Annotated in this window: 23 protein-coding genes and 1 pseudogene; 5 read left to right on the forward strand and 19 right to left on the reverse strand. The window is 73.4% G+C overall.

Going from position 1 to position 25,292, the window contains the following annotated elements; genetic code table 11:
* Together B4V06_RS10520 and npdG are read right to left on the reverse strand one after the other, a co-directional pair.
* Positions 1–121: pseudogene (locus B4V06_RS10520) on the reverse strand (polyprenyl synthetase family protein); the annotation flags it as partial.
* A gap of 57 nt (positions 122–178) precedes the next feature.
* Positions 179–847 (reverse strand): NADPH-dependent F420 reductase, encoded by a 669-nt coding sequence (gene npdG / locus B4V06_RS10525; protein WP_123113852.1) that lies wholly within the window; start codon positions 845–847, stop codon positions 179–181.
* Positions 848–946: 99 nt separating this feature from the next.
* Between npdG and B4V06_RS10530 the strand changes: the two genes are divergently transcribed.
* The gene (locus B4V06_RS10530; RefSeq protein WP_176329367.1) at positions 947–1,117 is read left to right on the forward strand and encodes a hypothetical protein; all 171 of its coding nucleotides are present in this window, start codon (positions 947–949) and stop codon (positions 1,115–1,117) included.
* A gap of 55 nt (positions 1,118–1,172) precedes the next feature.
* On the opposite strand, the gene B4V06_RS10535 is transcribed toward B4V06_RS10530, so the two are convergent.
* From B4V06_RS10535 to B4V06_RS10545, 3 genes are all read right to left on the reverse strand, one after another.
* Complete coding sequence (locus B4V06_RS10535) at positions 1,173–2,879, reverse strand: globin-coupled sensor protein (RefSeq protein WP_255212564.1); 1,707 nt, start codon at positions 2,877–2,879, stop codon at positions 1,173–1,175.
* Positions 2,880–2,994: 115 nt separating this feature from the next.
* A complete protein-coding gene (fdhF, locus tag B4V06_RS10540) occupies positions 2,995–5,097 on the reverse strand; it encodes a formate dehydrogenase subunit alpha (protein WP_123113853.1) in 2,103 nt (700 codons plus the stop codon).
* Positions 5,098–5,229: 132 nt separating this feature from the next.
* Complete coding sequence (locus B4V06_RS10545) at positions 5,230–6,180, reverse strand: hypothetical protein (protein ID WP_498170061.1); 951 nt, start codon at positions 6,178–6,180, stop codon at positions 5,230–5,232.
* Positions 6,181–6,366: 186 nt separating this feature from the next.
* Here B4V06_RS10545 and B4V06_RS10550 point away from each other — a divergent pair, with 186 nt between their 5' ends.
* Positions 6,367–7,062 (forward strand): helix-turn-helix domain-containing protein, encoded by a 696-nt coding sequence (locus tag B4V06_RS10550; RefSeq protein ID WP_123113854.1) that lies wholly within the window; start codon positions 6,367–6,369, stop codon positions 7,060–7,062.
* A gap of 16 nt (positions 7,063–7,078) precedes the next feature.
* On the opposite strand, the gene B4V06_RS10555 is transcribed toward B4V06_RS10550, so the two are convergent.
* The 11 genes from B4V06_RS10555 to B4V06_RS10605 form a co-directional block, all read right to left on the reverse strand.
* On the reverse strand, positions 7,079–7,261 hold the full coding sequence (locus B4V06_RS10555) for a DUF7987 family protein (protein WP_123113855.1): 183 nt from the start codon (positions 7,259–7,261) through the stop codon (positions 7,079–7,081).
* Between the two features lie 61 nt (positions 7,262–7,322).
* Complete coding sequence (locus B4V06_RS10560; protein WP_498169726.1) at positions 7,323–8,924, reverse strand: cobyric acid synthase; 1,602 nt, start codon at positions 8,922–8,924, stop codon at positions 7,323–7,325.
* Positions 8,925–8,982: 58 nt separating this feature from the next.
* A complete protein-coding gene (locus tag B4V06_RS10565; RefSeq protein WP_123113857.1) occupies positions 8,983–9,717 on the reverse strand; it encodes a cob(I)yrinic acid a,c-diamide adenosyltransferase in 735 nt (244 codons plus the stop codon).
* Complete coding sequence (locus B4V06_RS10570) at positions 9,714–10,535, reverse strand: adenosylcobinamide amidohydrolase (protein WP_123113858.1); 822 nt, start codon at positions 10,533–10,535, stop codon at positions 9,714–9,716. The genes B4V06_RS10565 and B4V06_RS10570 overlap by 4 nt, the downstream gene beginning before the upstream one ends.
* Positions 10,528–11,592: an aminotransferase class I/II-fold pyridoxal phosphate-dependent enzyme gene (locus B4V06_RS10575; RefSeq protein ID WP_498169729.1), complete on the reverse strand. Its 1,065-nt coding sequence runs from the start codon at positions 11,590–11,592 to the stop codon at positions 10,528–10,530. The genes B4V06_RS10570 and B4V06_RS10575 overlap by 8 nt, the downstream gene beginning before the upstream one ends.
* A gap of 22 nt (positions 11,593–11,614) precedes the next feature.
* Positions 11,615–12,265, reverse strand: a complete 651-nt coding sequence (locus B4V06_RS10580; RefSeq protein ID WP_123114911.1) for an NTP transferase domain-containing protein — start codon at positions 12,263–12,265, stop codon at positions 11,615–11,617.
* Complete coding sequence (gene cobS / locus B4V06_RS10585; protein WP_498169731.1) at positions 12,265–13,053, reverse strand: adenosylcobinamide-GDP ribazoletransferase; 789 nt, start codon at positions 13,051–13,053, stop codon at positions 12,265–12,267. The genes B4V06_RS10580 and cobS overlap by 1 nt, the downstream gene beginning before the upstream one ends.
* Positions 13,050–14,093, reverse strand: a complete 1,044-nt coding sequence (locus B4V06_RS10590; RefSeq protein ID WP_498169733.1) for a CobD/CbiB family cobalamin biosynthesis protein — start codon at positions 14,091–14,093, stop codon at positions 13,050–13,052. Before B4V06_RS10590 ends, cobS begins: the two co-directional genes overlap by 4 nt.
* Positions 14,090–15,409, reverse strand: a complete 1,320-nt coding sequence (locus B4V06_RS10595; RefSeq protein ID WP_498169735.1) for a cobyrinic acid a,c-diamide synthase — start codon at positions 15,407–15,409, stop codon at positions 14,090–14,092. Before B4V06_RS10595 ends, B4V06_RS10590 begins: the two co-directional genes overlap by 4 nt.
* Positions 15,406–16,491, reverse strand: coding sequence for a nicotinate-nucleotide--dimethylbenzimidazole phosphoribosyltransferase (locus tag B4V06_RS10600; RefSeq protein ID WP_498169737.1), 1,086 nt, complete (start codon positions 16,489–16,491; stop codon positions 15,406–15,408). Before B4V06_RS10600 ends, B4V06_RS10595 begins: the two co-directional genes overlap by 4 nt.
* 190 nt (positions 16,492–16,681) lie before the next feature.
* Entirely contained in the window at positions 16,682–17,068 is a 387-nt protein-coding gene (locus tag B4V06_RS10605) for a nuclear transport factor 2 family protein (RefSeq protein WP_123113863.1), read from the reverse strand.
* A 119-nt stretch (positions 17,069–17,187) separates the two neighbouring features.
* On the opposite strand from B4V06_RS10605, the gene B4V06_RS10610 reads away from it, so the two are divergent.
* Positions 17,188–17,631 (forward strand): pyridoxamine 5'-phosphate oxidase family protein, encoded by a 444-nt coding sequence (locus B4V06_RS10610; protein ID WP_498169740.1) that lies wholly within the window; start codon positions 17,188–17,190, stop codon positions 17,629–17,631.
* A gap of 48 nt (positions 17,632–17,679) precedes the next feature.
* Here B4V06_RS10610 and B4V06_RS10615 read toward each other — a convergent pair whose 3' ends face one another.
* Positions 17,680–18,345 (reverse strand): potassium channel family protein, encoded by a 666-nt coding sequence (locus tag B4V06_RS10615; RefSeq protein ID WP_498169742.1) that lies wholly within the window; start codon positions 18,343–18,345, stop codon positions 17,680–17,682.
* 289 nt (positions 18,346–18,634) lie between these two features.
* Between B4V06_RS10615 and B4V06_RS10620 the strand changes: the two genes are divergently transcribed.
* Together B4V06_RS10620 and B4V06_RS10625 are read left to right on the forward strand one after the other, a co-directional pair.
* Positions 18,635–20,119 (forward strand): APC family permease, encoded by a 1,485-nt coding sequence (locus B4V06_RS10620; RefSeq protein WP_498169744.1) that lies wholly within the window; start codon positions 18,635–18,637, stop codon positions 20,117–20,119.
* A gap of 1 nt (position 20,120) precedes the next feature.
* Positions 20,121–20,768 carry a potassium channel family protein gene (locus tag B4V06_RS10625; RefSeq protein ID WP_123113867.1) on the forward strand — a complete coding sequence of 216 codons (648 nt, stop codon included), beginning with the start codon at positions 20,121–20,123 and terminating at the stop codon, positions 20,766–20,768.
* Positions 20,769–20,775: 7 nt separating this feature from the next.
* Here the strand turns inward: B4V06_RS10625 and B4V06_RS10630 are convergent, their stop codons facing one another.
* Together B4V06_RS10630 and B4V06_RS10635 are read right to left on the reverse strand one after the other, a co-directional pair.
* A complete protein-coding gene (locus B4V06_RS10630) occupies positions 20,776–22,737 on the reverse strand; it encodes a type II secretion system F family protein (protein WP_498169747.1) in 1,962 nt (653 codons plus the stop codon).
* Positions 22,734–25,088 carry a type II/IV secretion system ATPase subunit gene (locus B4V06_RS10635; protein ID WP_498169749.1) on the reverse strand — a complete coding sequence of 785 codons (2,355 nt, stop codon included), beginning with the start codon at positions 25,086–25,088 and terminating at the stop codon, positions 22,734–22,736. Before B4V06_RS10635 ends, B4V06_RS10630 begins: the two co-directional genes overlap by 4 nt.
* Between the last annotated feature and the right edge of the window lie 204 nt (positions 25,089–25,292).

Genomic DNA, 25,292 nt, shown 5'->3' on the forward strand with positions numbered 1-25,292 from the left:
GCTTGCCGCCGGCGAGGACGACGTGGCCGACCTCGTCGGACAGCTCGTCGGGCTCGATCTCGTCGATGACGGCCTCCAGCCGTTCCTCGACCAGCGCGACCCGGCGCTCCAGGTACTCCATCTATCGTCCGGAGGAACCGGTCGCGCAAAGGCCTAACGGAACGACGCCCGCGAGCGCTTATTTAAATCGGATGCCGAGGTCGTGGAGCCCGTCGTTGTTCGAGGCGACGTTGATAAGCAGGGGCGTCAGCCCCTCGATCTCGGGCGCGTTGGCGATCCCGCCGGCGTCGAGCGCGCGGAGCCCCTCGATCCCCTCCGCGACGTCCGAGACCGTCCGCTTTGCGTCCTCGTCGTCGCCGATCACGAGCGTGTCGATCCCGAGGTCGGCGTCGAGGTTCGCGAGCCGGGCCGCCGCGAGATTGTGGAACGCGCCGACGACGGCGACGCGCTCCGGCGCGGCGTCCGCGGCGATCCGCGTCACCGAGCCCGCGCCGGGCTTGTGGTAGTGGAACCCCTCGTCGTCGCGCTTCATGCCCGTCGCCGGCGAGACGAGGACGTCGCCGTCGTCCAACTCGTCGGCGATCGCCTCGACCGTGTCGCCGATGTGGTACGGCGGGACAGCGAGGACGACGACCTTCGCTGCGGCCGCGGCGACCGCGTTCTCGGCGCCCTCGACCGTCGCGTCGAGGCCACGGCTCTCCAGCTCCGTGGTGTACTCTTCCGCTTTGTTTTCGGCCTTCTCCGCGTCGCGCGAGCCGATCGAGACGCGGTGAGGCGTGTCGGCCGCCAGCCGGAGGGCCAGTCCCTCGCCGATGTCGCCGGTGCCGCCGAGTATCGCGATCTCCATGCGTACAGTGGGGTCGCTCGCGGCTTATGGGTTGCGTGACCGGCCGTCCTCGCCACCGTTCGGAGCGGGATTGATACGCGTCGAGCGCCTCTTGTGAGCATGGCCAACACTCCGTCGCTCGCGCTGCGCTACGTCGCCTGCGACGCCTGCGACACGGTGTTCGCGCGCCCCGACGACCCCGACGAGCCGGCCGCCTGCGGTCGGTGCGGCGCACGTCCTCTCCGCGAACTCTCCGGGGTTCGGGGGCCGGACGCGTACTTTGCGCCCTGAGTTCGGCCCGCGGCCGCGGGCCTCGGGGCGCGAGCGACGCGTCAGCGCCGCCGACTCACCGCAGGTCGTCCATCTCCAGCTTCCCGGCGGCGATCGCACGCAGTTCCTTGTCGGAGAGCCGATCGATCACGAACTCGGGGATGCCCTCCGGAAGCCCGGGCGGTATCGACCGACCGCCGTCCGTCAGGGATGCCGCGCGGGACCTACTGCCGCCGTCCCCGCCGCCGTCCGCGGACAACCGGCGCACGGTCCGTTCGACCTCCTCGACCGCCGCCGACTGGCGCTCGCTTTCCGCCGCTAGCTCCTGCATCCGCTCGCTGATCCGGGTCGACTGCTCGACCACCCCGTCGATCGTCGCGGCGATCTCCTCGGCGGCGGCGGCCTGCTCGTCGGTCACGTCCGCGACCTCGTCGATCCCGTCCGCCGTCTCCGTCACCGCCTCGGCGATGTCGGTGAGGTTCTCGGTCGCGTCGTCGACGCGCTCGCTCCCCTCGTCGACCCGCACCGTCGTCTCCGAGAGGCTCTCGACCGTCTCCTCGGTGTCGGTGCGGATCCCGTCGACCATCGACTCGATGTCGCTCGCGTGCTCCTGCGACTCCTCCGCGAGCGACTTGATCTCGTCGGCGACGACGCCGAACCCGGCGCCAGCTTCGCCGGCCCGCGCCGCCTCGATCGAGGCGTTCAGGGCGAGCAAGTTCGTCTGGTCGGCGATGCCGTTGATCGCGTCGACGAACTCGTCGATCTCCTCGACGCGCTCCTTGAGCGCCTCGACGTCGTCCGCGACCTCGTCGACGGCGTCGCCGATGTCGTCCATGGCCGCCGCGGCGTCGTCGGCCGCGTCCCGCCCGTCCTCCGCCAGCGCCTCCGCCCGACTGCTCGTCCGCTCGACCTCGTCGGCGGTCGACGCCACCTCCTCGACCGTCGCCGAGAGGTTCGCCACCTCGGAGGAGATCTCGGCGACCCGCTCCGACTGGTCCTCGGCCGCGTCGCCGACCTCGGCGGCGCTGTCGGCGACGTCGTCCGCCGACTCGCGCAGGTCGCCGATCGGCCCTTCGACCTCGTCTTCCACCTCCGCCATCAGCCGCTCGTTCTCCTCGACGACCTCCGAGAGCTTCTCGCTGTAGGAGTGGATGTACGTGTCCGTGACGACCTGCATGTCGAGGTTGACGATCCGGAGGACGGAGAGCAGGTCCTCGATCGCGTCGTCGACCTCCTCCTCTATCGCCGTCGCGGTCGCGTCGTCGACCGCCGCACCGGCGGCGTCGGGGGCCAGCCGGTCGGTGAGCGAGTCGACGAGGCGGTCGCCGATGAGCGGGAGGATGAGGTCGTAGTACACGCCGTACTGGCCGATGTAGTGTTTCATCGGCATCTCCAGCATGTCATGGATCTTGCCGATCCGCGCTCGGTCCTCGAAGTACTCCGTTCCGTACTCGCCGTTCGCGAGCGTCACGAGGTAGGCCGACTGCGTCCGCTTGAGCTGGTCGAGCCCCTTGTCCGACCGGCCCAACACTTCGACGGTCTGCTCGTGACCGGTGAGGTTCTCGTAGAAGTCCTCCGCGATCCGGTCCGCGTTCTCCGCGAACGCGTCCTCGTACCGACTCAGTCGCCGCTCGTCCTCCTCGTCGAAGCCGACGAACTCCTTCCGCCACCGGATCTCCTCGGCGTCGAGGCCGATCTCCTCGACCAGCGCCGCGACGTCTAGCCCCTCGTTCAGGCCGCCCTGACCGAAGTCGTCTCGACCGTACTCTCCAGACGCAGTCATGCGAGCCCCTCTTCGTCTGGATCATATAAGCCCGCCCTCCCGTCTCTCACGAGTGATACCGCACCGCCTGCCGGTCGGCGCGAAGCCGGTCCCCGACCGCGCGAGCGACACTCTCTCAGTCGGCGTCGGCGGCGTCGCTCTCGCCCCCCGCCTCGCCGACGGCGGCCGGTTCGACGGTGACCGCCGAGTGCTTGAACTCCGGGATTCCGGCCTCGGGATCGAGCGCGTCGCCCGTCAGGGCGTTCGCGAGCGGCTCCGCGTAGTGGAACGTACAGAACGTCACGCCCTCGCGGACCGCCGGGGTGACCGCGGCCGCGACCTCGACGGTCCCGCGGTCGTTCGAGACGGTCACCCGGTCCCCGTCCTCGATCCCCCGGTCGGCCGCGTCGTCCGGGTGGATCTGGAGCGCGTCCTCGCCGCGCATCGCCATCAGGCGGTCCGAGCGGCGACTGAGCGCCCCGCTGTTGAAGTGCTGGAGCACGCGGCCGGTCGTCAGCGTCAGCTCGCCGGCGGCGAGGTCGTCTGCGGGCGGGACGGGGTCGACGACCGCGAGCGGCGCGGTGCGCTCGCCGGTGAGGAACTCCGCCGCGTGTAACACGTCCGTCCCGGCGCCGTCGTCGGCCGAGAAGGGCCAGCGCTGGTAGCCGTCGCCGATCCCCTCGTAGCTCATCCCCTCGTAGATGGGGGCGACGCGCGTCAGCTCCTCGAAGGCCGCCGCCGGCCCGTCGTACTCGAACTCCGCGGGGCGGTCGGTCAGCCGCCGCCCGAGCGCACTCAGAATCTCGAAGTCGCGCCGGGCGTTCCCGGGGAGGTCGGCGTTGGGCCGCATCCGCATCACGCGGCGGTCGGTGTTCGTCACGGTGCCGGCCTTCTCGGCCCACGAGCTCCCCGGGAGGACCACGTCGGCGTGGGCCGCGGTCGCCGTCTCGAACAGGTCGATGACGACGCAGAAGTCAAGTTCCTCGAACGCCGAGGCGACCGCGCTCGCGTTCGGCTCGGTGACCGCCGGGTTCTCGCCGAAGACCACCGCCGCCCGCACCTCGTCACCGAACCGGTGGGTCGCCTCGACCTCGGTGAGCCCGGGGTCGCTCGGCGGTTCGACCCCCCACTCCGCGGCGACGCGCTCGCGGGCGTCCGGGTCCGTCACGGGCTCGTAGCCGGGGAGCACGCCCGGGAGGCCGCCGACGTCGCTGGCGCCCTGCACGTTGTTCTGGCCCCGCAGGGGGTTGACGCCGGTTCCGGGCCGGCCGACGTTGCCGGTCAGCAGCGCGAGGTTGAGCAGGGCGTGGACGTTGTCGGTGCCGCAGCGGTGCTGGCTCGTTCCCATCCCCGTCACGATCGCGGCGCGGTCCGCCTCGCCGTACGCCCGGGCCGCCTCGCGGATCGCCTCCGGGTCGACGCCCGCCGCCTCGGCGTTCTCCCCCACGTCGACGGCGGCGAGGTGCTCGCGGAGCTCGTCGAACCCGGTCGTCCGCTCGGCGAGGAACGCCTCGTCGACGAGGTCCTCTTCGATCAGGACCGCGGCGATCGCGTTCGCCACCTCGATGTCGGTGCCGGGGCGCAGCGGGAGGTGGACGTCGGCCGCCTCGGTCGTGTCGTTCGCGCGCGGGTCGACGTGGACGAGCGTCGCGCCGTCGCGGACCGCCGGGAGGAGGTACGACCGGAAGGCGACGGGGTGTTGCTCCGCCGGGTTCGCGCCGTTGACGAAGACGCAGTCCGCCTCCCGCAGGTCGTCGAGGGTGTTCGTCATCGCGCCGGCGCCGAGCCGGTCGCTCATCGCGGCGACGGTCGAGGCGTGACAGAGCCGCGCGCAGTTGTCGACGTTGTTCGTCCCGAGGACGCGCGCGAGCTTCTGGAGGACGTAGTTCTCCTCGTTCGTGCAGTTCGAGGAGGCGAAGAACTGCACGGCGTCCGGGCCGTGCTCGTCGACCACTCGCCCGATCCCGCTCGCGACGCGGTCGAGCGCCTCCGCCCACGGCGCCGTGACGAAGCGCCCGTCGTGCCTGACGAGCGGCTCGGTCAGGCGGTCCTCGTGGTCGACGACGTCGAACGCGGCCGCGCCCTTCGGACAGATCTCCCCGCGGGCGTTCACCGGCCCCTCGACGCCGGTCGCGCTCCCGCCGCCGGCGTACTCGATAGCGCAGCCGACGCCGCAGAACGGACAGACGGAGGGGTTCGACTCGAAGCTCCGCTCGGGCGTCTCGGTCGGATCAGTCATCACCTCAACCGAGGGGCTCCACGGCCCTCCCGATGCGGCCGGAGTAATGTGGTGTTTTAAATAGCGATCCCGTGACCCGCGTCCCGCCGCGGGTCGCGGTCGCCGCGGGTCACCCGACGACCACCTCGACGCTCACCCGGTCACGGCGTCGCTGCCGACCGGGGCGAGGACGCGCCCGAGCGACAGGCCCCCCGCGGTGACGAGACAGGCGGCGAACGCGATCGTCCCGAGCTTCCCGCCGAAGCCGACGAAGTACGGCGCGGCGCCGACGAACGCGACGCCGGCGACTCCGCCGGCCAGCAGCATCGCGCCCGGACCCGGGATCCGCTCCGGGGTCGCCATCCCGGCGAACGACGCGCAGAAGGCGACCGCCGCGATCACGTCGCCGGCGGCGAACAGCGGCGGGCAGACGGTGCCGGCGACGAGCCCGACGACCGCGCTCCCGACGACCGGCCCGTGGTCGAGCCGGACGCTCACGAGGAACGTGGCGAGCGCAGTGACGGCCGCCGCGACGACGAGCCCCGCCGCGACGGTCGGCTCCGGGACGGACCCCGTTCCGGGGGCGAGGCCGCCGAGCGCCGCCACCGACAGGCAGCCGACGAACGCGGTCGTCCCGAGCTTCCCGCCGAACCCGTTGAACGCGCGCTTGGCGGCCACGAAGACGCCGCCGGCGACGAGCCCCGCGGCGGCGACGGCCCCGAGATCGGCGCCGGCCGCCGGGGTCGCCATCCCGACGAACGAGCCGCAGTACGCGGGGGCGCCGTACGTCTCCGACAGGAGGTACGCGCAGAGCCCGACCAAGGCGGACGCCACGATCGGCCCGACGCCGGCCTGCACGGAGAGCGCGTAGGTGACCGGCGCCGCGAGGGCGACGGCGGCCGCGTTGCCGAGGTCGGTCCGCGTGACGCGGAACCCGTCGGTCCGCAACGCCCATCTGGCCTCCGTGACGGCGGTGTAGCCGAGGGACGTCGCGGTGACCGCGAAGACGAGGGCGCCGGCCAGCAGCTCCGCGCTCGCCGCCGCCCCGGCGCCCGAACCGACGCCGACCCCGGCCGCCACTCCGGCGGCCGCCGCGACGCTCATCCCGCCCCCGGCCCCGGCCAGGGCGATCGCTCCGACAGCGTGGATCGCTCGTTGCACGGCCACGGCTCCGGGTCACGAACCGATACCGACCGGCCCACAGTATTGCGGGTGTTCTCGGGGCTCCTCGGGAGACGCCTCGCTGGTTGGGGATCAGGCCTTTGTGTCCGTCGCCCCTTCGGAGATCCGATGGCAACCGGGGGCGAGTCGACGGGGAGTCGCGCGGGAGACGCGCCCGAGGGCGTCCGCGCGGGCGTCGCGATCCACGGCGCGGGGAACTGCCCGGTCGTCGCGGCGTCGACCGCCCACGACGGCCCGATCACCGGCGTCACGTGGACGCACGCGGGCGACACGCACACCGAGGAGTTTCGCGCCCGCGATCCGGAGGCGGTCGCCGAGATCGAGGACGTTCCGGCGACGGCGTCCGTCGTCGACCTCGGCGACGAGCGGGTGTACCGGTACGACCGCCCGCGGGACGGGGCGTGCGCCTGCCGAGTCATCGAGGAGCTCGACTGCCCGATCGCCGACGCGCGCGCCGAGGACGGCGTCCTCCTCCTGACGCTCCATCTCCCCGACCTCGAACGCCTTCGCGACATCGTCTCGGCGCTCGACGGCATCGCCGACCACGTCGAGGTCCGCTATCTCGTCCACGGCGCGACCGACGGCGACGCGGTGCCGGACCGGACCCTCGTCGACCGCGGCCGGCTCACCGACCGCCAGTGCGAGGTGTTGCGGACCGCCTACCGCATGGGCTACTTCGAGCGTCCCCGCGACGCCAACGCGAGGGCGGTCGCCGAGGCGCTCGACATCTCCCCCTCGACGTTCGCTGAGCACCTCGCGGCGGCACAGCGGAAGCTGCTGGAGGAGACGCTGGCCTGCGAGTGACCGCCGACCCGCGCTTTTAAGCGGTCTCTCTCCGGTCCAACGTCTCGTTTATCGCGAGCGGCACGACGACGCCGCCCCCGATGAACAGCGCGAGCGGGGCCCACTCCGGATACGACACGGTCAGCGACTCCACGAGGAGCGCGACGGCGACGGTGAGGGCGATACACGTTCCGATGACGGCGTTCTCGCGGGAGACCATGTGCGACCCGTCGGCGGGGATTTATTAGGGCATTTCCCCGCAGCGGCGCGACCGAGGTCGGTCACCCGACATCGCCGAGCCCGAGCGCCGAGAGGTCGACGTTGTCGGCGACGAGGTCGGCGGCGCGGTCGTAGGGGGAACGGTCGTCCGCCTCCCCCGCCGCGCCCCCGTCGCCCTCCCCCGCTCCGACCGCCGGCCGCGACTTCCCGGCGGCCGCGAACGCCCGGTCCACGAACGCCGCCCGGACGCCCTCGTTCTCGAAGAGGCCGTGGAGATACGTTCCGAGCGCCCGGTCGGTCGCAGCGCTCTCGGGGCCGAGCGGTCGGGCGACCGCCTCGGTGGGCGACGACCGGCCCATGTGAATCTCGTAGCCGGTCGCGGTCCCGGCCGCGCCGGCGAGCGGGCCGCCCCCGTCCACGGACCGCGTCACGCGCTCGACGCGCTTGTCGGTCGCAAAGCGCGTCTCGACCGGGAGCACGCCGACGCCCTCGACCGTCGACGTCGGTCCGGTCCCCTCGACGTCGGCGTTCGTCAGCCGCTCTCCGAGGATCTGGTAGCCGCCGCAGAGCCCGACGATCGGCCCGGCGAAGTCGCGGAGCGCGTCGTCGAAGCCGGCGTCGCGGAGCGCGAGCAGGTCGTCGACGGTGTTCTTCGACCCGGGGAGGACGACCGCGTCGGCGTCGTCGAGGAGCGCGTCGGTACCGCTCCGGTCCCCGTCGATCGGGACGTACGCGACCCGCACGCCGGGCTCGCGAGCCAGCGGCTCTAAGTCAGTAAAATTCGAGATCCGCGGGAGCCGCGGGACGGCGATCCGGACCGCGTCGGCGTCCGCGACCCCGTCGTCCGCGCCGAGGACGTTCCCTCCGTCCCCGCCCCGGCCGCTCCCCGTCTCGCTTCCGTCGCCCGCGTCCGGCAGCGAGAGGCTGTCCTCCGCGGGGAGGCCGGGGTCGTCGTGCGGGACGACGCCGAGGATCGGGACGCCCGTGCGCTCCTCGATCTCCGCGATGCCGGGCTCCAGCAGGGCGGGGTCGCCGCGGAACTTCGTGATCACCGCGCCGGCGACGCGCTCGCGGACGTCGTCGGGGAGGAGCTCTAACGTTCCGTAGAGGCTCGCGAAGGCCCCGCCGCGCTCGATGTCGACGGCGATCAGGATCCGGGCGTCGGCGAAGCGCGCGCACTCGACGTTCGCGAGGTCCCGGTCGTGGAGGTTGATCTCGGCGATGCTGCCCGCCCCCTCGGCGACGACCACGTCGTGATCCGCGGCGAGGCGACCGTGGGCGGCGACGGCCGCCTCGCGGGCACGCTCCCAGTGCGACTCGTAGTACTCGCCGGCCGCGTAGTGACCGACCGCCTCCCCGTCGATCACCAGCTGGCTCTCGCCGTCGCCGCGCGGCTTGAGCAGCACGGGGTTCATGTCGGTCGTCGCCGGGAGCTCGGCGGCCCGCGCCTGCACGAACTGGGAGACGCCGATCTCGCCCCACTTGCCGTCCGGCGCGAGCGCGACCCGGGCGTTGTTGCTCATGTTCTGCGCCTTGAACGGCGCCACCGAGACGCCGTTCCGCGCGAGGTGCCGGCAGAGCCCGGCCGCCAGCGTGCTCTTGCCGGCGTGGCTCGCCGTGCCGGCGATCAGTATCGTGTCGGCGTCGGGGTCGCCGTCGGTCACGGGCGCCTCCGACGCGGCGCGCGTCGCCGGGAGACGGATCGCCGGCGGGACATGCGTCTCAGTACTCCGTCCCCCGCCGGGCGCGGTGGCCTGCGTCGAAGGGGTGCGCCACCTTCCGGACGTTCGTGATCAGGTCGGCGACGCCCTCCAGGTACGCCGGCTCCGCGTGGCTCCCGGTGAGGACGAGCTCGAGGCCGTCCGGCTTCGACTCCGCGAGCGCGACGACGTCGTCGGGGTCGACGAGCCCGCGATCGGCCGCGTACAGCAGCTCGTCCAAGATGAGCATGTGGACGCCGTCGTCCGGGTCGCCGCCGAGCGGGAGCGGCTCGGTCAGGTCCGCCTCGCCGGCGCCCACCACGAGCGCCTCGGCGCGCTCGAAGGCGGCCCGCGCCTGCGCCTCGTGCTCGTCGTCCGCGGAGCCGTCGAGCAGCCCGTGCCAGCCGTAGTGGCCGGCGTTCTCGTAGCTGAACCCCGGCATCGCGGCGATGGCGTTGTACTCGCCCCTGACGCCCTCCACGCTGTCGGCGCCCCCCTTCATGAACTGGAGCATGTGGACGCGGTAGCCGTGCCCCGCGGCCCGGAATCCCATCCCCATCGCCGCCGTCGTCTTCCCCTTCCCGTCGCCCCACCAGGCCTGCACGAGCCCGAACTCCTCGGGCGCGGCCGGCTCGATGGGCTCCGGCTCGGGGGCCGCGCCGCCGCCGGGCGTCCGGGTCGCGGGGTCCTCGTCGGTCGGCTGTTCGTCGGTCGCGTCCTGTGCGTCGCCGTCGGTGGTGGTGTCGTCGTGTGTCATGGGTCGAAAACCTCCGCCCGCTCGTCGGCGACGACGCCGTGTTCGGCGTCGCCGGTCGGACCGGGCAGGTCGCCGTCCGGGTACCGCGACCGCAGGCTCGCGCGCACCGCGTCCCGGACGCAGACGCGGGCCGCCGCGCCGACCGGCGTGGCGCTGCCCGAGAACGCCGCCGGCTCCCCGTCCGGATCGTCGGCGACGGCGACTGCGTCGCTGGTCGTCCCGGGCACGCCGGCGGTCGCGAGCAGCGTCGCCGCCTTCGCCTCGGCCGCGACGGCGACGAGGTTCGCCGCGGCGCCGTCCGCGAGCCGTCGGGTCGTCCCGACGAGCAGGTTGACCGTGCCGGGTCGCCGGGGCGGTCCCTCGGCCGTCGCCGCCTCGCGGTCCGGGTCGGGGGCGTCGTCCGTCGCCGCCGCGTCGGCCGCGTCGGCTGCGTCGCCCTCGCCTTCCGCCGCCGGGTCCATCGGGAGCATCGCCGGGTTCGAGAGCCCGACCGTCGCGTACGCGACCACTGGCCCGCGGCGCGCGCCCCGCGCGTGCTCCATCGCGACGCCGGTGAACAGGGTCGGCGGGTCGTCGCCGCGTCCCGCGTCGCTCTCTGCGTCGCGGTCGCGCCCCACCCCGCTCTCAGTTTTAAACCCCGCCCGCGCCAGCCGCTCGTCGCGGTACGCGCCAAGATCCGTGCGCTCGAACCCCTCCGGGACGGTCACGTTGTAGGCGGCGGCCGCGCGCGAGCGCCCGCCGTTCCACCCGGTCGAGAGCCAGCGGGTCTCCGGGCGCCGCAGGCGGAGGACGCCCTCGCGCACGGTCGCCTCAAACATCGTCGTCCTCCGGGGTGGTCGTCCCGTCGGCCGCCTCCCCCTCTCTCACGCCGAGCGCCGCGAGCAGTCGGTCGTTCTCGGCGGGGCGGCGCACCGCGACCCGGACGTGGGAGTCGAGCCCGCGGAAGGTCGTCGCGTCCCGGACCGCCACGCCGCGCTCGCGGGCCGCCGAGACGACCGCTTCGACCGACCGGCCGTCCCCGCTCACGTCGAGCAAGAGGAACGGCGCGTCGGAGGGGGCGACCGCGTAGCGCTCGGCGAGGGCCTCGCGCATCCGGGCGCGCTCGGAGCGCACGCGCTCGCGGGTCTCGTTTATAAACTCCTCCCGCCGCATGCAGTGCGCGCCGGTCGCGAGCGCCGGCGCGCTCAGGTTCCACGGGCGTCGGGCGTTCGCGAGTGCCGCGCCGAACGCGCCCGTCGCGACCGCGAACCCGGTCCGGATCCCGGGGAGGCCGAACAGCTTCGTGAGCGAGCGGGCGACGACGACGCCCTCGGTCCCCGCGAGCGACGGGCGGTCGGTGAACCCGAGGAACGCCTCGTCGACCAGCAGGCGCGTGTCGGCCTCGCGGCACCGCGCCGCGAACCGCTCTACCGCCTCCCGGTCGTAGGCGGTCCCGGTCGGGTTGTTCGGGTTACAGACCACGGCGAGCGCGTGCCCGCTCGGGTCGGCGTCGAGGATCTCGCTCGCCGGAACGAACGCGGGCTCGCCCCCCTGCAATCGCACCTCGCGGGCGTACTCGCCGAAGCTCGGCGCCGGGACGAGGGCGGTGTCGCCCGGGTCGACCGCGAGCGCGACCGCGGCCCGGATCGCGGCGAGCCCGCCGGGCGTCGGGACGACCGAGTCCGGGTCGCAGCCGACGTAGTCGGCCGCGGTCGCCCGGAACGCCGCCGGCGGCTCCGCGGGGTACGACCGCGCGTCGGCGAACGCCTCGCGGTAGACCGCCTCGACGCCCGCCGGAACTTCGGGGTTGGTGTTCGCGGAGAAGTCTAGCAGGGAGGGGTCGTCGCTGCTCCCGTGGGGCGCGCGGTCGAGGTCGGTGGCGTCGTCGAGGTTCATGGGTGTGGTCTCGGAGCGTCGGTCAGTCGTCGGCCTCCCCGTCGGCGAGGAGCCGCTCGGCGACCCGAACGTCCGACGGGTAGTTGACGTTGACGGCGAGCCGCGCGTCCTCGGTGACGTGGACGGCGGCGTCGCCGTCGTCGCTTTCGGTCTCCCCGTCGCTCCCGCCGTCCTCCTCGCCCGCGACGACGTTGATCCCGGCGGGAACGACCTCGCGGCCGTCGATCTCTGTCGCCGCGTCGGCGCTGACACCGAGCTCGCGCTTGCGCGCCGCGGGAACGCAGACCGTGAGCGACGCCGGCGCGTCGTCGTCGCCGGCGGCTCGAGCGGCGTCGATCACGCCGTTCACGGCCGCGGGGTCGAGGAGTGGGAGATCGGCGGCGACAGTTACGAAGGGTCGAGCGGCCGCGTCGCCCGCCCCGACCCGCTCTATTGCGTACCGCAGGTCAGCGACGTAGCCGTCGCCCGGGGCGTCGATCACGGGGAGATCCCTCCGCCCGTCGACGAGGTGTTCGCGTGTCGCCGACGCGTGCGGCGAGACGACCGCGTGCGTCGCCTCGACGCGGCTCCTGGCGAGCGCGTCGCACACGCGGTCGACCATCGGCCGCCTCCCGATCGGGGTCATCGGTTTCTCCGTGGCTCCGCCGAGGCGGGTGCCGCGGCCGCCGCACATCAGAAGCGCGTCCACGCGATCACCCCCGCGTGCAGCGCGGCGACCCGCGCGAGCTCGTTCGTCGCGCCGAGCACGTCCCCGGAGACGCCGCCGAGCCGCCGCCGGGCCCACCGCCGGAGCAGCCACGCCGTCGCCAGTGCGGCGAGGAGCGCGGCGACCCCCGGGAGGAGCCGCGGCCACGCGAGCAGCGCCGCCGGCGCCGCGAGCGCGAGGACCGGGAGCGCGGCCCCGGCGTCGACCTCCCCCGTGAGCGCGGACCCGAGCCCCTCGTGGGCCGCGTCGCCGACGCAGACGAGCGTCGCGGTCGCGGCCTTTGCGCCGACCTCGGCGGCGACGACGACCCCGACCGCGGTGCCGAGCCGGTCGCGAACGCCCGGCGTCCCGGCGGCACTCGCGGCCTCCGCCAGCCCGAGCGCGGCGGTCGCCAGCCCGAGGACGACGGCGACGAGCGCGACCGTCCCGCCGACGCCGAGCGCGGAGTCCTTCATGACCTCGCGGCGCTCGTCCGGACCGCCGTGGACGACCGCCGCGTCGCCGAGGTCGGCCACGCCGTCGAGGTGGGTGATCCCGGTGACGGCGTAGACGGCGAGGGGGAACGCCAGCGCGACCGTCGGCGCGGGGACGGGCGCGAGGAGCGGGAGCGCGACGAGCCCGCCGACGAGGTAGCCCACGACCGGGAGCGTCCACGGCGCCCGCGCGAACGCCTCCCATTCCGCCTCGTCGCGGCCGACCGGGATCCGGGTGAGGAAGCCGAGCGCGCCCCGGAGCGCGAGCGCAGTCGCGGTCATCCGACCACCCCCGCGGGGGGAAGCACCGAATCGCCAGACAACAGCCACCCGACCGCGAGCACCCACGCCGCCGTCCCCGCGACGGCGACCGCGCCGGCGACGCCGACGAGCCGGACCGCCCGCTCCGCGTCAGCGACGGTCGGCGACGCGGCGGCCGCGTTGAGCGCGTAGTGGCCCGGCTTCGCCAGCCGCACGTCGAGCGCGGCCGCCGCGGTCGCCATCGGCCACCCGGAGTTCGGGGACCCCGGCTCCCGCGCCCACGACCGGGCCCGCGAGAGCGCTCCGACCGACCCGGCCGCGACCGCGAGACAGCCCGCGGTCGCGCGGGCCGGGAGGTACATGACGGCGTCGTCGAGCCGGGCGCTCGCCCGCCCGACTGGCTTCGACCGGTAGCCCAGCATCGAGTCGAGCGTGTTCACGGCCTTCACCCACGCCGCGCCGGCGGCCCCCGCGGCGAGCGGGAGGGTCGCTGCCGGGGCGACCGCCAGCCCGACCGTCGCACCTCCCGCGAACCCCGCCAGCGGAGCGACGAACCCGTCCGCGAGGTTCTCGGCCGCGCTCTCGACGGCCGCGCTCCGGAGGGCCGCCGGCGAGAGGTCGGCGGCGTCCCGTCCCACCAGCGCCCGGACCGACTCGCGGGCCGCGGCCGGGTCGCTCTCGGTCAGCGCGACGACCTCCGCGGTGACCTCGCGTAACATTCGGAGACTGAGGAGCGAGAAGAGGACCGCGCCGGCGACGGGGACGGCGAGGAATCTCGGCTCCGCGCCCGCCCGCGCTCCGACCTCGGCGGCGACCGTAACGACGCCCCCAGCGAGCGCTGCGGCGGCGAGCGGGAGTCCGACCGCGGCCGCGACGCCGACGAGCCGCGGGCGTGACCACGCTCGGTCGACTCGGTCGACGACCGAGCCGAACAGCGCGACGGGGTGGACCCGCCCCGGGGGCTCCGCGACCGCGAGGTCGAGCGCGACCGCGACTGCCAGCGCGGCGGTGGCGGCGAGGGCGGCGATCGCGGGAGCGGGGAGGAGCGCGACCACGGTCACAGCCCGTCGAGGAACGCGTCGAACGCCCCGCTCTCGGGGTGGACGTGACAGTACGTTCCGAGCGTTCGGTGTTCGATCAGGCCGTCGTGCTCGCCGTCGATCCCGGTCCCGCGCTCCACGTCGAAGGCGAACCGGGCGTCGCCCGCGACGTCGGCGTCGGAGTAGTGGAACTCGTGGCCGCGCAGGGTTTCGCCCGCGGCCGCCGTCGGCGCGTCCCGACGCGCCCGCAGCTCGACGTGGTCGAGCGCTTGGTACCGGTCGCGCATTCGCACGTCGGCCGGGAGGGCGCCCGCCATCGGGTGCGTCTCGCCCTCGACGGTCGTCAGCGACTCGGCGAGCGCCATCAGCCCGCCGCACTCGCCGAGCACGGGGACCCCCTCGGCGGCCGCGGTCGCGAGGTCGTCGAGCGCCGGGCTCTCCGCGAGCGCCGCGGCGTGCAGCTCCGGGTAGCCGCCGGGGAGGTAGACGCCGTCGCAGGGCGGGAGGGGGTCGCCCGCGGTCGGCGCGAACGGCTCGACGGTCGCCCGCCCGCGTAAGCGCTCCACCGTCGCCGGGTACGCGAACCGGAAGGCCTCGTCGCGGGCGACCGCGACCCGGGGGCGGTCGCCGTCGGCGGTCTCGGTCGGCCCGCTCGCCCCCGCCGGCTCCGTCGTCCCCGCCGGCTCCCGCGCGATATCGAGCAGCTGCTCGACTCGGAGCCCCTCCGCGGCCGCGTCGAGCGCGTCGTCGTCGATCGGTGACTCCTCGCCCATGTGGAGCCCGAGGTGCCGCTCCGGCACCTCCAGCTCGTCGTTCGGCGGGATCCGGCCGAGGTAGGCCAGCTCCTCCGGGAGCGCCTCGCGGATCCCGTTCGCGTGCCGCCCGCCGTGCGCGCGCTGGGCGATCACGCCGGCGACGTCGACGTCGCGCCCGGCGCGCTCGGCGTACGCCCGGAAGCCGAGCGCGGTCGCGGCGACGCTCTCCATCCCCGCGCTCGCGTCGACGACGAGGGCGACCGGGAGATCGAGCGCCTCGGCGACCGCGGCCGTGCTCGACTTGTCGCCGTCGTACAGCCCCATCACGCCCTCGACGACGCAGACGTCGCCCGCTCCGCGGGCGTAGTTCCGGCGGAGCCCCCCTTCGCCCTGCAGCCACAGGTCGAGCGTCCGCGAGGGGCGTCCCGCCACGCGCTCGTGGTGGCTCGGGTCGATGAAGTCGGGACCGGCCTTCGCCGGCTGGACCGCGTGCCCGGCGGCTTCGAGCGCGCGGATCGCCGCGAGCGTCGCGACGGTCTTACCGACGCCGGAGGCGACGCCGCCGAGGACGACCCCCTTCACGGCGCACCACCCGCGGTCGACTCCGCCTCGCGCTCGGCGAGCAGTCGGTCGGTGACGGCGGCGACGCGCTCGCGGACGGCCGCGGTCGTCGGCTCGCCCCGGTCGGCGAGCGCCAGCGCGCCACCCATCCCGACGCCCTCCTTCGCCTCGCCGCGGGCGTACGCCCGCATCGCCGGGTGGTCGCTCGCGTCGAACGCGGGGTCGGTCGCGGCCAGCGTCAGGTCGAGGTCGTCCGCGAGCGCCGCGGCGTCGGCGGTCGGGTCGTCGGCGACGAAGGCGGTCGTCGCCAGCGGGAGCCGCCGGTCGACGCCCGCGTGCCGCGCCAGCGCGGCGACGGTCGCCAGCTGCGTGCCACCCGCGAGGGTCACGTCGACCCCGCGCTCGACCGCGCCGACCACGAGGCCGGCGGCCGCCGCGAGCACGGGGTCGCCCATCAGCCGGACCGCGCCGATCGGGTCGCCCGCGGCGTCGCCGGGCGCGAGCCCGCTCGCTTCCAACCCCTCCTCGACGACCGCCCGCTTGGTCGCGAGCGGGTTCGCCGCCAGCGACGAGGAGACGACCGGGCGCTCGCCGAGCGCCGTCAGGACCCCGAGCGCGGTCGTCGTCCCCCCCGGGATCGTCTCGCCGACGAGGAGCTCACCGGGGTCGCCGGCGTCGGCGTCATTATGACCGCCACCGCCGCTCCCGCCGGCGATCGTCCCCGCCAGCTCCCGCCCCCGCTCGAAGACGGCCGCCGCGTCCGGCACCGGCTCGGCGGTCCGGACGTCCCCGCCGGGGGACGCGTCCGAGTCGTAGACGGTCGCCTCCGTCGGCGCCGTCGGCACCGCGAGGCCGGCGTCGACGCCGACGAAGTCGACGCCGACCAGCTCCCGGACCGCCCGGGTGACGACCGCGGGAGTCGGGCAGCCGGAGGGGCTGACCGGCACCGGCGAGTCGGCGGCGGGCCGGCCGTCCGCGACGATCTCCAGGTCGGCGCTCGGCGTGTGCCGGCGGAGCGCGGGGTCGGCGCCCGCGGCGCTGATGCCGTCGATCGCGGCCGTCTCGGTCGCGCCGGCGACGACCGCGAGCGTCGCGTCGGTCACGCGGCACCTCCCGCCCGCCGCTCCGGTCGAGCCCGCCCGTCGGTCGCCGCGTCGATGATAACCACTAGCGGTTGGTTAGCACAAGTCGACTTTAATCGATCGGGTCGTGGGCGGTCGGCGCCGAGAGCCGCCGGCGTCGCGACCGGCTCGTCGGTCGGCCGCCCCGGTCACGGCCAGTCGGTCGGTCCGGTCACAGCTCGTCGGCCGTGCTGACGTGCATCCCGACGAAGCGCCACTCCCCGTCCCGCCGTTCGAGCGCGCCGCTCCACCGCGTCTCGAACGCGCGCCGGTCGCCGGTCGCCGCGTCGGTCCACGCCATCGACACGTCGTCGCTGAACCACGCGTGGCGGTCGCGCTCGGCGACGCGGAGCGCCCGACTCGTCACCGTCCAGTCGGTCGTCGTCTCGGTCTGCCGGCGGAGCCCGGTCCGGATCGCGTCCGCGCCGACCAGTCGCTCGGAGATCCCGAACTTCACGGGGTCGTCGTCGCCGGGGTCGGCCGCGGCGAAGTACGGGCCGAGCGGCTCCTCGGTCCGGAGCGCGTCGTAGTAGCTCTCGATCCGCTCGCGTGCGTGCATGGCGATCGGTTGGGAGTCATCCGGAAAACCAGTTCGGGTGTCACTGCCTCCCACCCGCGTTTCGACCGGCTGGGAACTCTCGCACGTCTTCTTATGAATTCCGTGCGCGGAGCTAGCTTATGACACAGTATGACGCGCTGCTGGGGACCGATATGGACGACGCCGCGATCGACGAGCTGCTGACGGCGGCCGGCGTCGGCGTGCTGTCGATGAGCGCCGACGGCGTGCCGTACGGCGTTCCGCTGTCGTTCGGGTACGACGGGGACGGCACCCTCTACTTCGTCTTCCTCGGCGGGACCAGCGAGCTCCGGAAGGAGACGTACGCGGAGCAGTCCGACGTCGCGAGCCTCGCCGTCTTCGACGTCGACCCCGACGGATCGTGGCGGAGCGTGATCGCCGCCGGACCGATCGATCGCATCGCGATCGACGAGTGGGACGACGCGCGCGAGGCGATGGCGGACAACGCGTATCAGGCGACCCACCTCACCGAGCACGAGTTCCAGGAGGCCCCCAACGTCTGGGCGCTGCGGGCTCGCGACCGGTCGGGCCGCGCTGTCGGGTAGGAGTGACCGCGTCGCCTCGAACGCGGCGGCGACCCGGGCGGCTCGGCGTCAGCCCCTGAACAGCCGCACGACCTCGTCGCTGATGTCCGTGTTCACGGCGACGACGTACCGGAAGCCGGGTTCCAGCACCATCTCCGGCCCCGGGAGCTGATTGCTGTCGCGCCCGGCGACGACGACCGCGCCCCGCGGGAAGGCGACCTCGCGGAGCTCTCGGTCGGCGACCGGCGCGTCGCCCGCCACGGTGAGTTCGAGCAGCGTGAGGTCGCCCGACACCTCCTCGATCGTCCGGACGCCGCCGCCGGCGACGTGGACGATCTCGTTGGTCGCCGCGTGCGCCGCCAGCTCCTCCGGATAGACCACGCGGTCGGCGAGCCCGGCGTACTCTTCTCTGTCGCCGTGGTCGATCCGCGCGACCGTCCCGATATCGGGTTCGATCTCCGTCGCCATCGCACAGATGCCGATGTTCGTCATCGCGCCGTATCCGGTCAGCGCCGCGAGGACGTCGCTCCGGTCGAGGCCCGCCTGTCGGAGGACCGACCGCCGGCCGCCGTCGCCGTGAATGATCGTGGCGTCGTACTGTTCGCTCAGGAACTCCACTCGATCGCGGTCCTTCTCGACGATGACGACGTCGTGACCGCGCTCGGAGAGGTGTCGCGCAGCGTGATAGCCGACGTGTTGTCCGCCGACGATCACGACTCGTAGGTCCGCGCTCATTCGCGAAATTTTCCGGACGCAGGTAATTGTAGGTTACGCTCGTTCCACCCGTTGCGGCGAGTGTCCCACCGGTCGTCCCGACCCTGCACGGGAGCCGTCCGCTCCGTACCGACGACTGTTAGAAAATACACATTATTGCGGGTTCCGCAACGGGAGCCGCGTATTCTCTTTCGGTACTCGGGTTCCTTTTACCTGACATCGAGGGAGCAGATTGATATGGGTTCAGCCGTCGTAACTGATACAGCCGCGAAATGATCGTTCTCAGAAGGGGCACTCTGGCGGGCGACGTATGAGTAGTCACGACCAGCGGGAACCGGAGGCCGAGTTGGGCCTGCTGGACGCGACGATGATCGGGATGGGCGCGATGATCGGCGCGGGCATCTTCGTCCTCACGGGCCTCGCCGCTGAAATATCCGGGCCGGCGGCGCTGCTCGTCTTCATGTTGAACGGGGTCGTGACCGCGTTCACCGGGCTCTCGTACGCGGAGCTGGCGTCCGCGATTCCGAAAAGCGGCGGCGGATACGCCTTCGTGCGGGAGATCTTCGACGACTTCGGCTCGTTCATCATGGGCTGGATGCTCTGGTTCGCGTACATGATCGCCGGCGCGCTGTACGCGCTCGGGTTCGCGCCGAACTTCCTCGAGCTGCTCCACGTGTACGGGGTGGTGGCGCCGCCCGACCAAGTCGGCGCGGTGGTCCTCCCGTTGCTCGGCGTGGGGGTCCCGGCGAAGTTCCTCCTCGCGTTCGTGGCGGTCGCCGGGCTCGTGGCCATGAACGCGGCGTCGACCGCCGCGAGCGGGAGCGCCGAGACGGTGTTCACGATCGTCAAGGTCTCGATCCTCGTCGTCTTCGTCGCCTTCGGGTTCCTCTCGGCCGGCGGCGGCGGCGAGACGAGCTTCACGTTCCAGAACTTCGACCCGCTGTTCCCGGAGGGGTCCGGCGCGTTCAGCATCCTCCCCGCGATGGGGCTGACGTTCATCGCGTTCGAGGGGTACGACCTCATCACGACCGTCACCGAGGAGGTCGAGAACCCGCGCGAGAACATCCCCAAAGCGATCTTCGTCAGCCTCGCCGCCACCGTCGTCGTGTACCTGTTGGTCGTGACGGTGGCGATCGGCACGCTGGGCGCCTCGGAGCTGGCTGCCGCCGGTGAGGCCGGCATCGCGACGGCGGCGACCTCGTTCATGCCGACCGGCCTACCGATCATCCAGAACGGCGGCGCGCTCATCGTCTTCGGGGCGGTGTTCTCGACGATCACCGCGCTCAACGCGGTCGTCATCGCCTCCTCGCGGGTCGCCTTCTCGATGGGTCGGGAGGGCCAGTTACTCCCGTCGATCGGCCAGATCCATCACCGGTTCGGGACGCCGTTCGTCGCGGTGCTTCTGAGCGCGGTCGTCATGCTCGGGTCCGTCTTCCTCCCCACGCAGAGCGCGGGGAACATGTCGAGCCTCTTTTTCCTGCTGTCCTTTATCATCGTCAACGTCGCGGTGATCCGGCTCCGTCGGGAGCGCCCGAACATGAACCGTCCGTACGAGATCCCCTACTACCCGATCCCACCGATACTGGCGATCGCGTTGAACGGGATACTCGCCGTCGTTCTGATCCGGTTCCTCGTGCGGACGGACCTGCTCGCGCTCCTCTTGAGCGCCGGGTGGCTCGTCGCGGGCGCGGTGATGTACGTCGCGCTCAACAAGTACCGAGCGCGAGGGACCACCGAAGAGGGACCGGACGCATCAGCTGACAAGCCGGCCACGGCCGGCTCGGGTGAGGACTGACATGCCACGAGACATCATCATCGCCGGCGGCGGCCGCGTCGGCTTTCAGACGGCCGAACTGCTCGCCGCCCGAGACGAGAACGTAACGATCATCGAACAGGACGAGACCCGTATCGAGGAGATCGCCGACGCGTGGATCGCGACCGTGATCCAGGGCGACGCGTCCGACCCGGACATCCTCGAACAGGCCGGCGTCGACGACGCCGACACCATCGCCGCGCTGACGGAGCTGACCGGGCTGAACCTCGCGGTCTGCCTGCTCGCCGACCGGCTCACGGACGAGATCAGAACGGTCGCCCGCGTCGACCGGGAGACGGACGAGACGTACGACCGGTTCGTGGACGCCGTCGTCTACCCCGAGGCGGCGGGTGCGCGCGTCGCGGCCAACAGGACCGCCGGCGAGGACGTCCAGAGCCTGGCGGACGTCACCGGCGACGTCGAGATCATGGAGATCAGCGTCGCCGAGGGCGCGCCCGCGGCCGGGCGAACGCTCTCTGACGTCGCCTTTCCGGCGGGAACCCTCGTCATCTCCGGCGAAGACGGCAACCGGATCGCGAAGCCGGACACGACGCTGACGCCGGGGCGGCGCTACGTCGTGGCCGTCGAGCCGGGCGTCGTCGACGAGGTGCTCCAACTGATGCGCGGGTAGCGCTCGCTTATAAAAGGCCGCCGGCGGTGAAGACGGCGTAACAGATCCCCACGAGCAGTCCGGAGTGGAGCAGCGCCTCGTAGCGCCCGCGGGAGGCGGTGCCCGCGAACCAGCCCGAGGCGAGCATCGTCGCCTGCGTGACGACGTACAGCCGGAAGCGCTCCAGGTCGGGGTGGACCGTCTCCGGTTCGGTGACGAGGTCGGTGGCGGCGGCGAGGTCGGCGAGCCGGGCGGCGTCGATCACCTGCGTGTTGACGACGGCGACGACGCCGGCGACCAGCGCGGCCGCCGCCCAGCCGACCGCGACGTACGGGTGCATCGACGAGCGGAGCGCGCGCTGCTCGCTGTACAGCTGTCCCACCTCGATCCGGAGCGTCTCGAAGACGGCGTCGGCGTCGCTCCCGGCGTTCAGCGCGCCCGTTACGAGTCCGAGCGTCCCCTCGGCGAGGGGCGTCCCCACGCGGTCGACGAAGCGGTCGATGGCGGCCGCGCGGACGTCGGCGGCGCCGTCGGTCTCGGTACGTGTCTCGCCCGTCGCCGTCGTCGACCCGAGCGCGAACGCGAGGGCGGCCACGTCGTCGTCGAGCACCCCGAGGTCGACGTCGCGCGCCACGGCCGCGACCGCGTCCGGGAAGGGGCGCCCGTGCGCGACGTGGCCGGAGACGGCGTGGACGAAGTCGACCAGCTCGCGGTCCTTCGCGTCGTCGATGCGAGTGCGCCTGACCGCGACGCTCCCCACGGGGACCGCGAACGCCGCGTACGAGAGCAGCACCACGTTGACGAGCGTGTACTCCGCGACCGCGAGCCCGATCGCCAGCAGGGCGGCCGGCGGCGCGCAGACGACCGCGGCGCTCGCCGGGTTGCGCCCGACCGAGGCGAGGACCGCGCGCGGCGCCCCCGGCAGGTCGTAGCTCGCGCGCTGGTTCGGCGGGCGGAGCGTCCCGACGGCGACGGCGCCGGCGAGCCCGATGGCGACGAGGAAGACGACGGCACCGTAGAGCACGACCGCACGCGTCGGCACCACCCCGACCGGCGTGTCGACCGGCGGGAGCAGCTCGGGGACCACGACGGTGAGCGCGGTCGCCGCGATGACGAGCAGCGCCGGCAACACCAGCACGGCGACGAACAGCTCCGTGAGCAGTTCGAGGAACCGGCGAGCGCGCTTGCGGGCCCGGTCCTGTCGGTGGGCGAGCATCCGGCTCTCCGTCCGGAGGTACTCCGCGAGCGCCTCGTCGCCGGTCGCGGCGTGCTTCCGGAACTTCAGCAGGAACGGCGCGAGCAGTTCCCGCGAGGGGGTGTCGCGGGCCACCCGCCGGAGCCCCTCGTCGAGGCTCCCGGCGAGCCGCGCCGCGTTGAGCGCCTTCCGGAGCGACGTGGCCGTCCCGCCGTACGCGTCGCTGGCGGCGGTCTTTGCGACCATCTCACGTGGCCCGTCGCTCCCGGAGGCGAGCAGTTCGAGGTACCGGACCGCCGCCGGGAGCGTCCGCTCGATGTCCGTCCGGCGCGTCGCCGTGAGCCACCGGAGGTGGAGTCCCCCCAGCCGAACCGTCGCTCGCTTCGCGAGGAGCCCGGCGAGCCCGGCGAGCGCGACGGCGACCGCCCCGGACGACGGCAACGAGACCGTCGCACTCTCGCCGATCCACCTCTCAAGGGCCGCGAGCAGATCGGGCGCCGCGCCGAGAGCGACGAGGAGGGTCGGTCCGGCGACGGCCAGCGCGACGAGCCACGAGCACCCGTACACCCGCGACAGGTACGTCTCGAACCCCGTGTCCAGCGCCGTCCCGCGGTACCGCTTCCGGTCGGCGTCGTGCCGCCGGTCGCTCGCGTGCCGCGCGAACAGCGCGTAGAGGACCCGGTCGACGGCCGCCGACCGACCGCTCCGCAGGAACCCGTCGGCCTCGGCGGCGTCGACGGCCCGGCCCAGCCTCGCGCCCGCATCGTCGCCGTCGGCGGTCGGCTCCCGACTCACGGTCGCCCCCGTTCGTCCTTTTTACCGCGCTCGTCCGCCGCCCGGTCCATCGTCCGCGCCGCGCGCTCGACGGTCGCGGCCTCGTCGGTCCGGAGGTCGGCGAGGAACTCGAACAGCGCGTCGACGTCGTCGACGCCCTCGCGGACGAGATACTCGACGTACCGGCGCTTGGCGACGAACTCGGACCGCACGGCGTCGGTCTCGCGGTCCGTGTGGTCCGCGATTCGGTCGAACGCGTGGAGACGCGGTCCGTCGCCCGGCGCGGTCGCCGCGTCGCTCTCGGGGGCGCCCGGGAACCGGAACTCGCCGTCGGCGTCGCGCCACGCGAGGGTGTTGTAGTACACCGCCTCCCCGCCCTTGTCGACGACGCCGGCGCCGCCGCGCTTGGGGTCCCCTGTCGGGCTCCGCTTCGCCTCCGGGTCGAGCGCCTCGTACTCCTCGGCGGAGAGCAGCTCGACCGCCCGCGAGACGTATCGCTCGCCGCCGACCTGTCGGGGGAAGACGACGAGGTCGATCTCGCGGAGCAGGTACGGCGGGAGCCCGCGCTCCACCACGCGGTTCACGAGCGCCTCGACGTCCTCGGCGTGCGTGGAGCCGATCACCCCGTGGCCCGTGTTGAGGGTCTCGGCGAACGTCTCGAAGCTCGCCGGCGTGTTGATCTCGGCGATCACCTCCACGTCCGGATTCAGGTAGTTCGCCTCCGTCATCAGCTCCGACATGCTCACGGCCTTGTACGCCTCCTCGTGCTCGCGGGTGGTGAGCGACACCCCGGTCTCGTGCGGAAGCCGGACCTCGCGGGACCCCTCGTCGATCGACACCGGTCGGTCGTCGAACGGGATGAAGGGAGTGTGGGCGTTGAGCAGCGTCGTCTTCCCGACGCCCGTCGGCCCCGCGAAGAGGACGACGCCGCGGTGCTCGTAGCACAGCCACAGCAGCGTGACGAGCTCGGTCGAGAGCGTCCCGCGATCGACCAGATCGACGGGGGTCATCGCGTCCGCGCTCTGCTTCCGGATCGAGACGTGCGGGCCGTCCGCGGAGATGACGGGCAGCGCCACCGCACACCGGATCGTCTCGTCGACGCCGTCGATCTCGAGGTTCACCTTCGCCGACGGCGTGGAGGCGTTGAGCTCGGTCCCGTCGCGGGCCGCCAGCCCCGTGACGACGTTGACGAACGTCGTCTCGTCCTCGAACGCGAGGTTGGTCGGGACCCGGGCGCCGGCGTCCGGCGTCGGGTCGTCGTGGTCGGTCTCGGCGTCGCCCTCGGCCTCTACGCCTCGCAGAACGGACGCCCGCGGGACGACCTTCACGCGCTCGCCGACGCGGTTGGCCTCGACGTCCTCCAAGTTCGGGTCCCGGATCGGTACCGTGAGGATTCCCTCGCCGACGAAGTCGCGGAGCACGTAGTACGCCAGGTCGTCGAGCCGGTCGTGCGCGTACCGGGAGTCGACCGGCGGCACGGCGAGCCCGCGGTCGGCGAGCGCGGACCGGACCCGGTGGGCGGCCGCGTCGAGCCACGCCCGGGTGTTGCGCGCGGTGAGCCGCCGGGAGAGGAACCGCCGGGCGTGTTCGGCCACGAACGCCTCGCGGTCGTCGACCGCGCCGTTCACGGTCGTCTCCCAGATCCGCTCTTTGCACTCCTCGATCAGCGCCTCGTCGCCGGGGAGGAGGTCCGGCTCGAGGACCGCGTACTTCGTCTCGAACGCGTCGGAGCCGAGCAGCCGCTCCCGGTAGACGACCACGTCGACCGAGAGGCCGGCGAAGCCGACCGCGTACTGCGAGAGCCGCTCGGCGGCGACCCGCTCGACGTAGTCGGCGTCGGCGTCGATCCCCGTCTCCAGCGGCGCGAACGTCTCGGTGTGGACGACCAGCTCGCGCTCGTCGCCCACGTCGGCCACCTCGATCCGGTCGTCCAAGGCGAGCGGCGTCACGTCGCCGAGCAGCCGGAGGTCCCGCAGCGCGTGGTAGTCGATCCGGCGGCGCGCCGCGGCGCTCGCGTCGAGCAGGCGGTCGAGCGCGCGGTCGTACTTCGGCTCGAACCCCGCCTCGGCCCGTTCGACGACGCCGACGCGGGTGAGCGGTCGGCGGTGCCGGACCGCGGAGAAGTGGTCGCGGACGCGCGCTAACGCCGCCTCGTCGGCGGGGGACAGCGGCGGCTCGCGGACGTCGTAGCCGAACCGGCCGCCGTCGCGCTCGCGGACCGTGGCGACGACGCCCGGCGCGGCCTCGTACTGCGCCCGCACGTCGGGGGCGTACCACGCCTCGGGGTCGTCCGGCGGGACCGGAGCGGGCACCGCGCCGCCGGGGTCGTCGTCCGGCGCGTCGACGATGCGGAGCGTCGGTCCGTCGCTCACGGCTCGGGTCCCGTCCTCGATCGGTTCGTCGAGACGTCGGTGTCCCGTCTCGGCGTCATCGTTCGATCCGCGGATGACCCAGAATCGATTTAAGAGTTATTTTCTCTCGAAATCGGTTTATTTCAAGTGCTAAAAATATGTGCGGGCGGAGCTTCGATCAACGGACGGCACGCCGTTTCCTGAAGGTGGTGTTCGCGGCCCTCG

The sequence above is a fragment of the Halorubrum sp. B53 genome, assembly GCF_059752395.1.

What these genes read in the sequence shown, in the direction of transcription:
- npdG (WP_123113852.1), bottom strand. Translation starts at nt 847, where the DNA reads ATGGAGATCGCGATACTCGGCGGCACCGGCGACATCGGCGAGGGACTG.
- B4V06_RS10530 (WP_176329367.1), top strand. Translation starts at nt 947, where the DNA reads ATGGCCAACACTCCGTCGCTCGCGCTGCGCTACGTCGCCTGCGACGCC.
- B4V06_RS10535 (WP_255212564.1), bottom strand. Translation starts at nt 2,879, where the DNA reads ATGACTGCGTCTGGAGAGTACGGTCGAGACGACTTCGGTCAGGGCGGC.
- fdhF (WP_123113853.1), bottom strand. Translation starts at nt 5,097, where the DNA reads ATGACTGATCCGACCGAGACGCCCGAGCGGAGCTTCGAGTCGAACCCC.
- B4V06_RS10545 (WP_498170061.1), bottom strand. Translation starts at nt 6,180, where the DNA reads ATGAGCGTCGCGGCGGCCGCCGGAGTGGCGGCCGGGGTCGGCGTCGGT.
- B4V06_RS10550 (WP_123113854.1), top strand. Translation starts at nt 6,367, where the DNA reads ATGGCAACCGGGGGCGAGTCGACGGGGAGTCGCGCGGGAGACGCGCCC.
- B4V06_RS10555 (WP_123113855.1), bottom strand. Translation starts at nt 7,261, where the DNA reads ATGGTCTCCCGCGAGAACGCCGTCATCGGAACGTGTATCGCCCTCACC.
- B4V06_RS10565 (WP_123113857.1), bottom strand. Translation starts at nt 9,717, where the DNA reads ATGACACACGACGACACCACCACCGACGGCGACGCACAGGACGCGACC.
- B4V06_RS10570 (WP_123113858.1), bottom strand. Translation starts at nt 10,535, where the DNA reads ATGTTTGAGGCGACCGTGCGCGAGGGCGTCCTCCGCCTGCGGCGCCCG.
- B4V06_RS10575 (WP_498169729.1), bottom strand. Translation starts at nt 11,592, where the DNA reads ATGAACCTCGACGACGCCACCGACCTCGACCGCGCGCCCCACGGGAGC.
- B4V06_RS10580 (WP_123114911.1), bottom strand. Translation starts at nt 12,265, where the DNA reads ATGTGCGGCGGCCGCGGCACCCGCCTCGGCGGAGCCACGGAGAAACCG.
- cobS (WP_498169731.1), bottom strand. Translation starts at nt 13,053, where the DNA reads ATGACCGCGACTGCGCTCGCGCTCCGGGGCGCGCTCGGCTTCCTCACC.
- B4V06_RS10605 (WP_123113863.1), bottom strand. Translation starts at nt 17,068, where the DNA reads ATGCACGCACGCGAGCGGATCGAGAGCTACTACGACGCGCTCCGGACC.
- B4V06_RS10610 (WP_498169740.1), top strand. Translation starts at nt 17,188, where the DNA reads ATGACACAGTATGACGCGCTGCTGGGGACCGATATGGACGACGCCGCG.
- B4V06_RS10615 (WP_498169742.1), bottom strand. Translation starts at nt 18,345, where the DNA reads ATGAGCGCGGACCTACGAGTCGTGATCGTCGGCGGACAACACGTCGGC.
- B4V06_RS10620 (WP_498169744.1), top strand. Translation starts at nt 18,635, where the DNA reads ATGAGTAGTCACGACCAGCGGGAACCGGAGGCCGAGTTGGGCCTGCTG.
- B4V06_RS10625 (WP_123113867.1), top strand. Translation starts at nt 20,121, where the DNA reads ATGCCACGAGACATCATCATCGCCGGCGGCGGCCGCGTCGGCTTTCAG.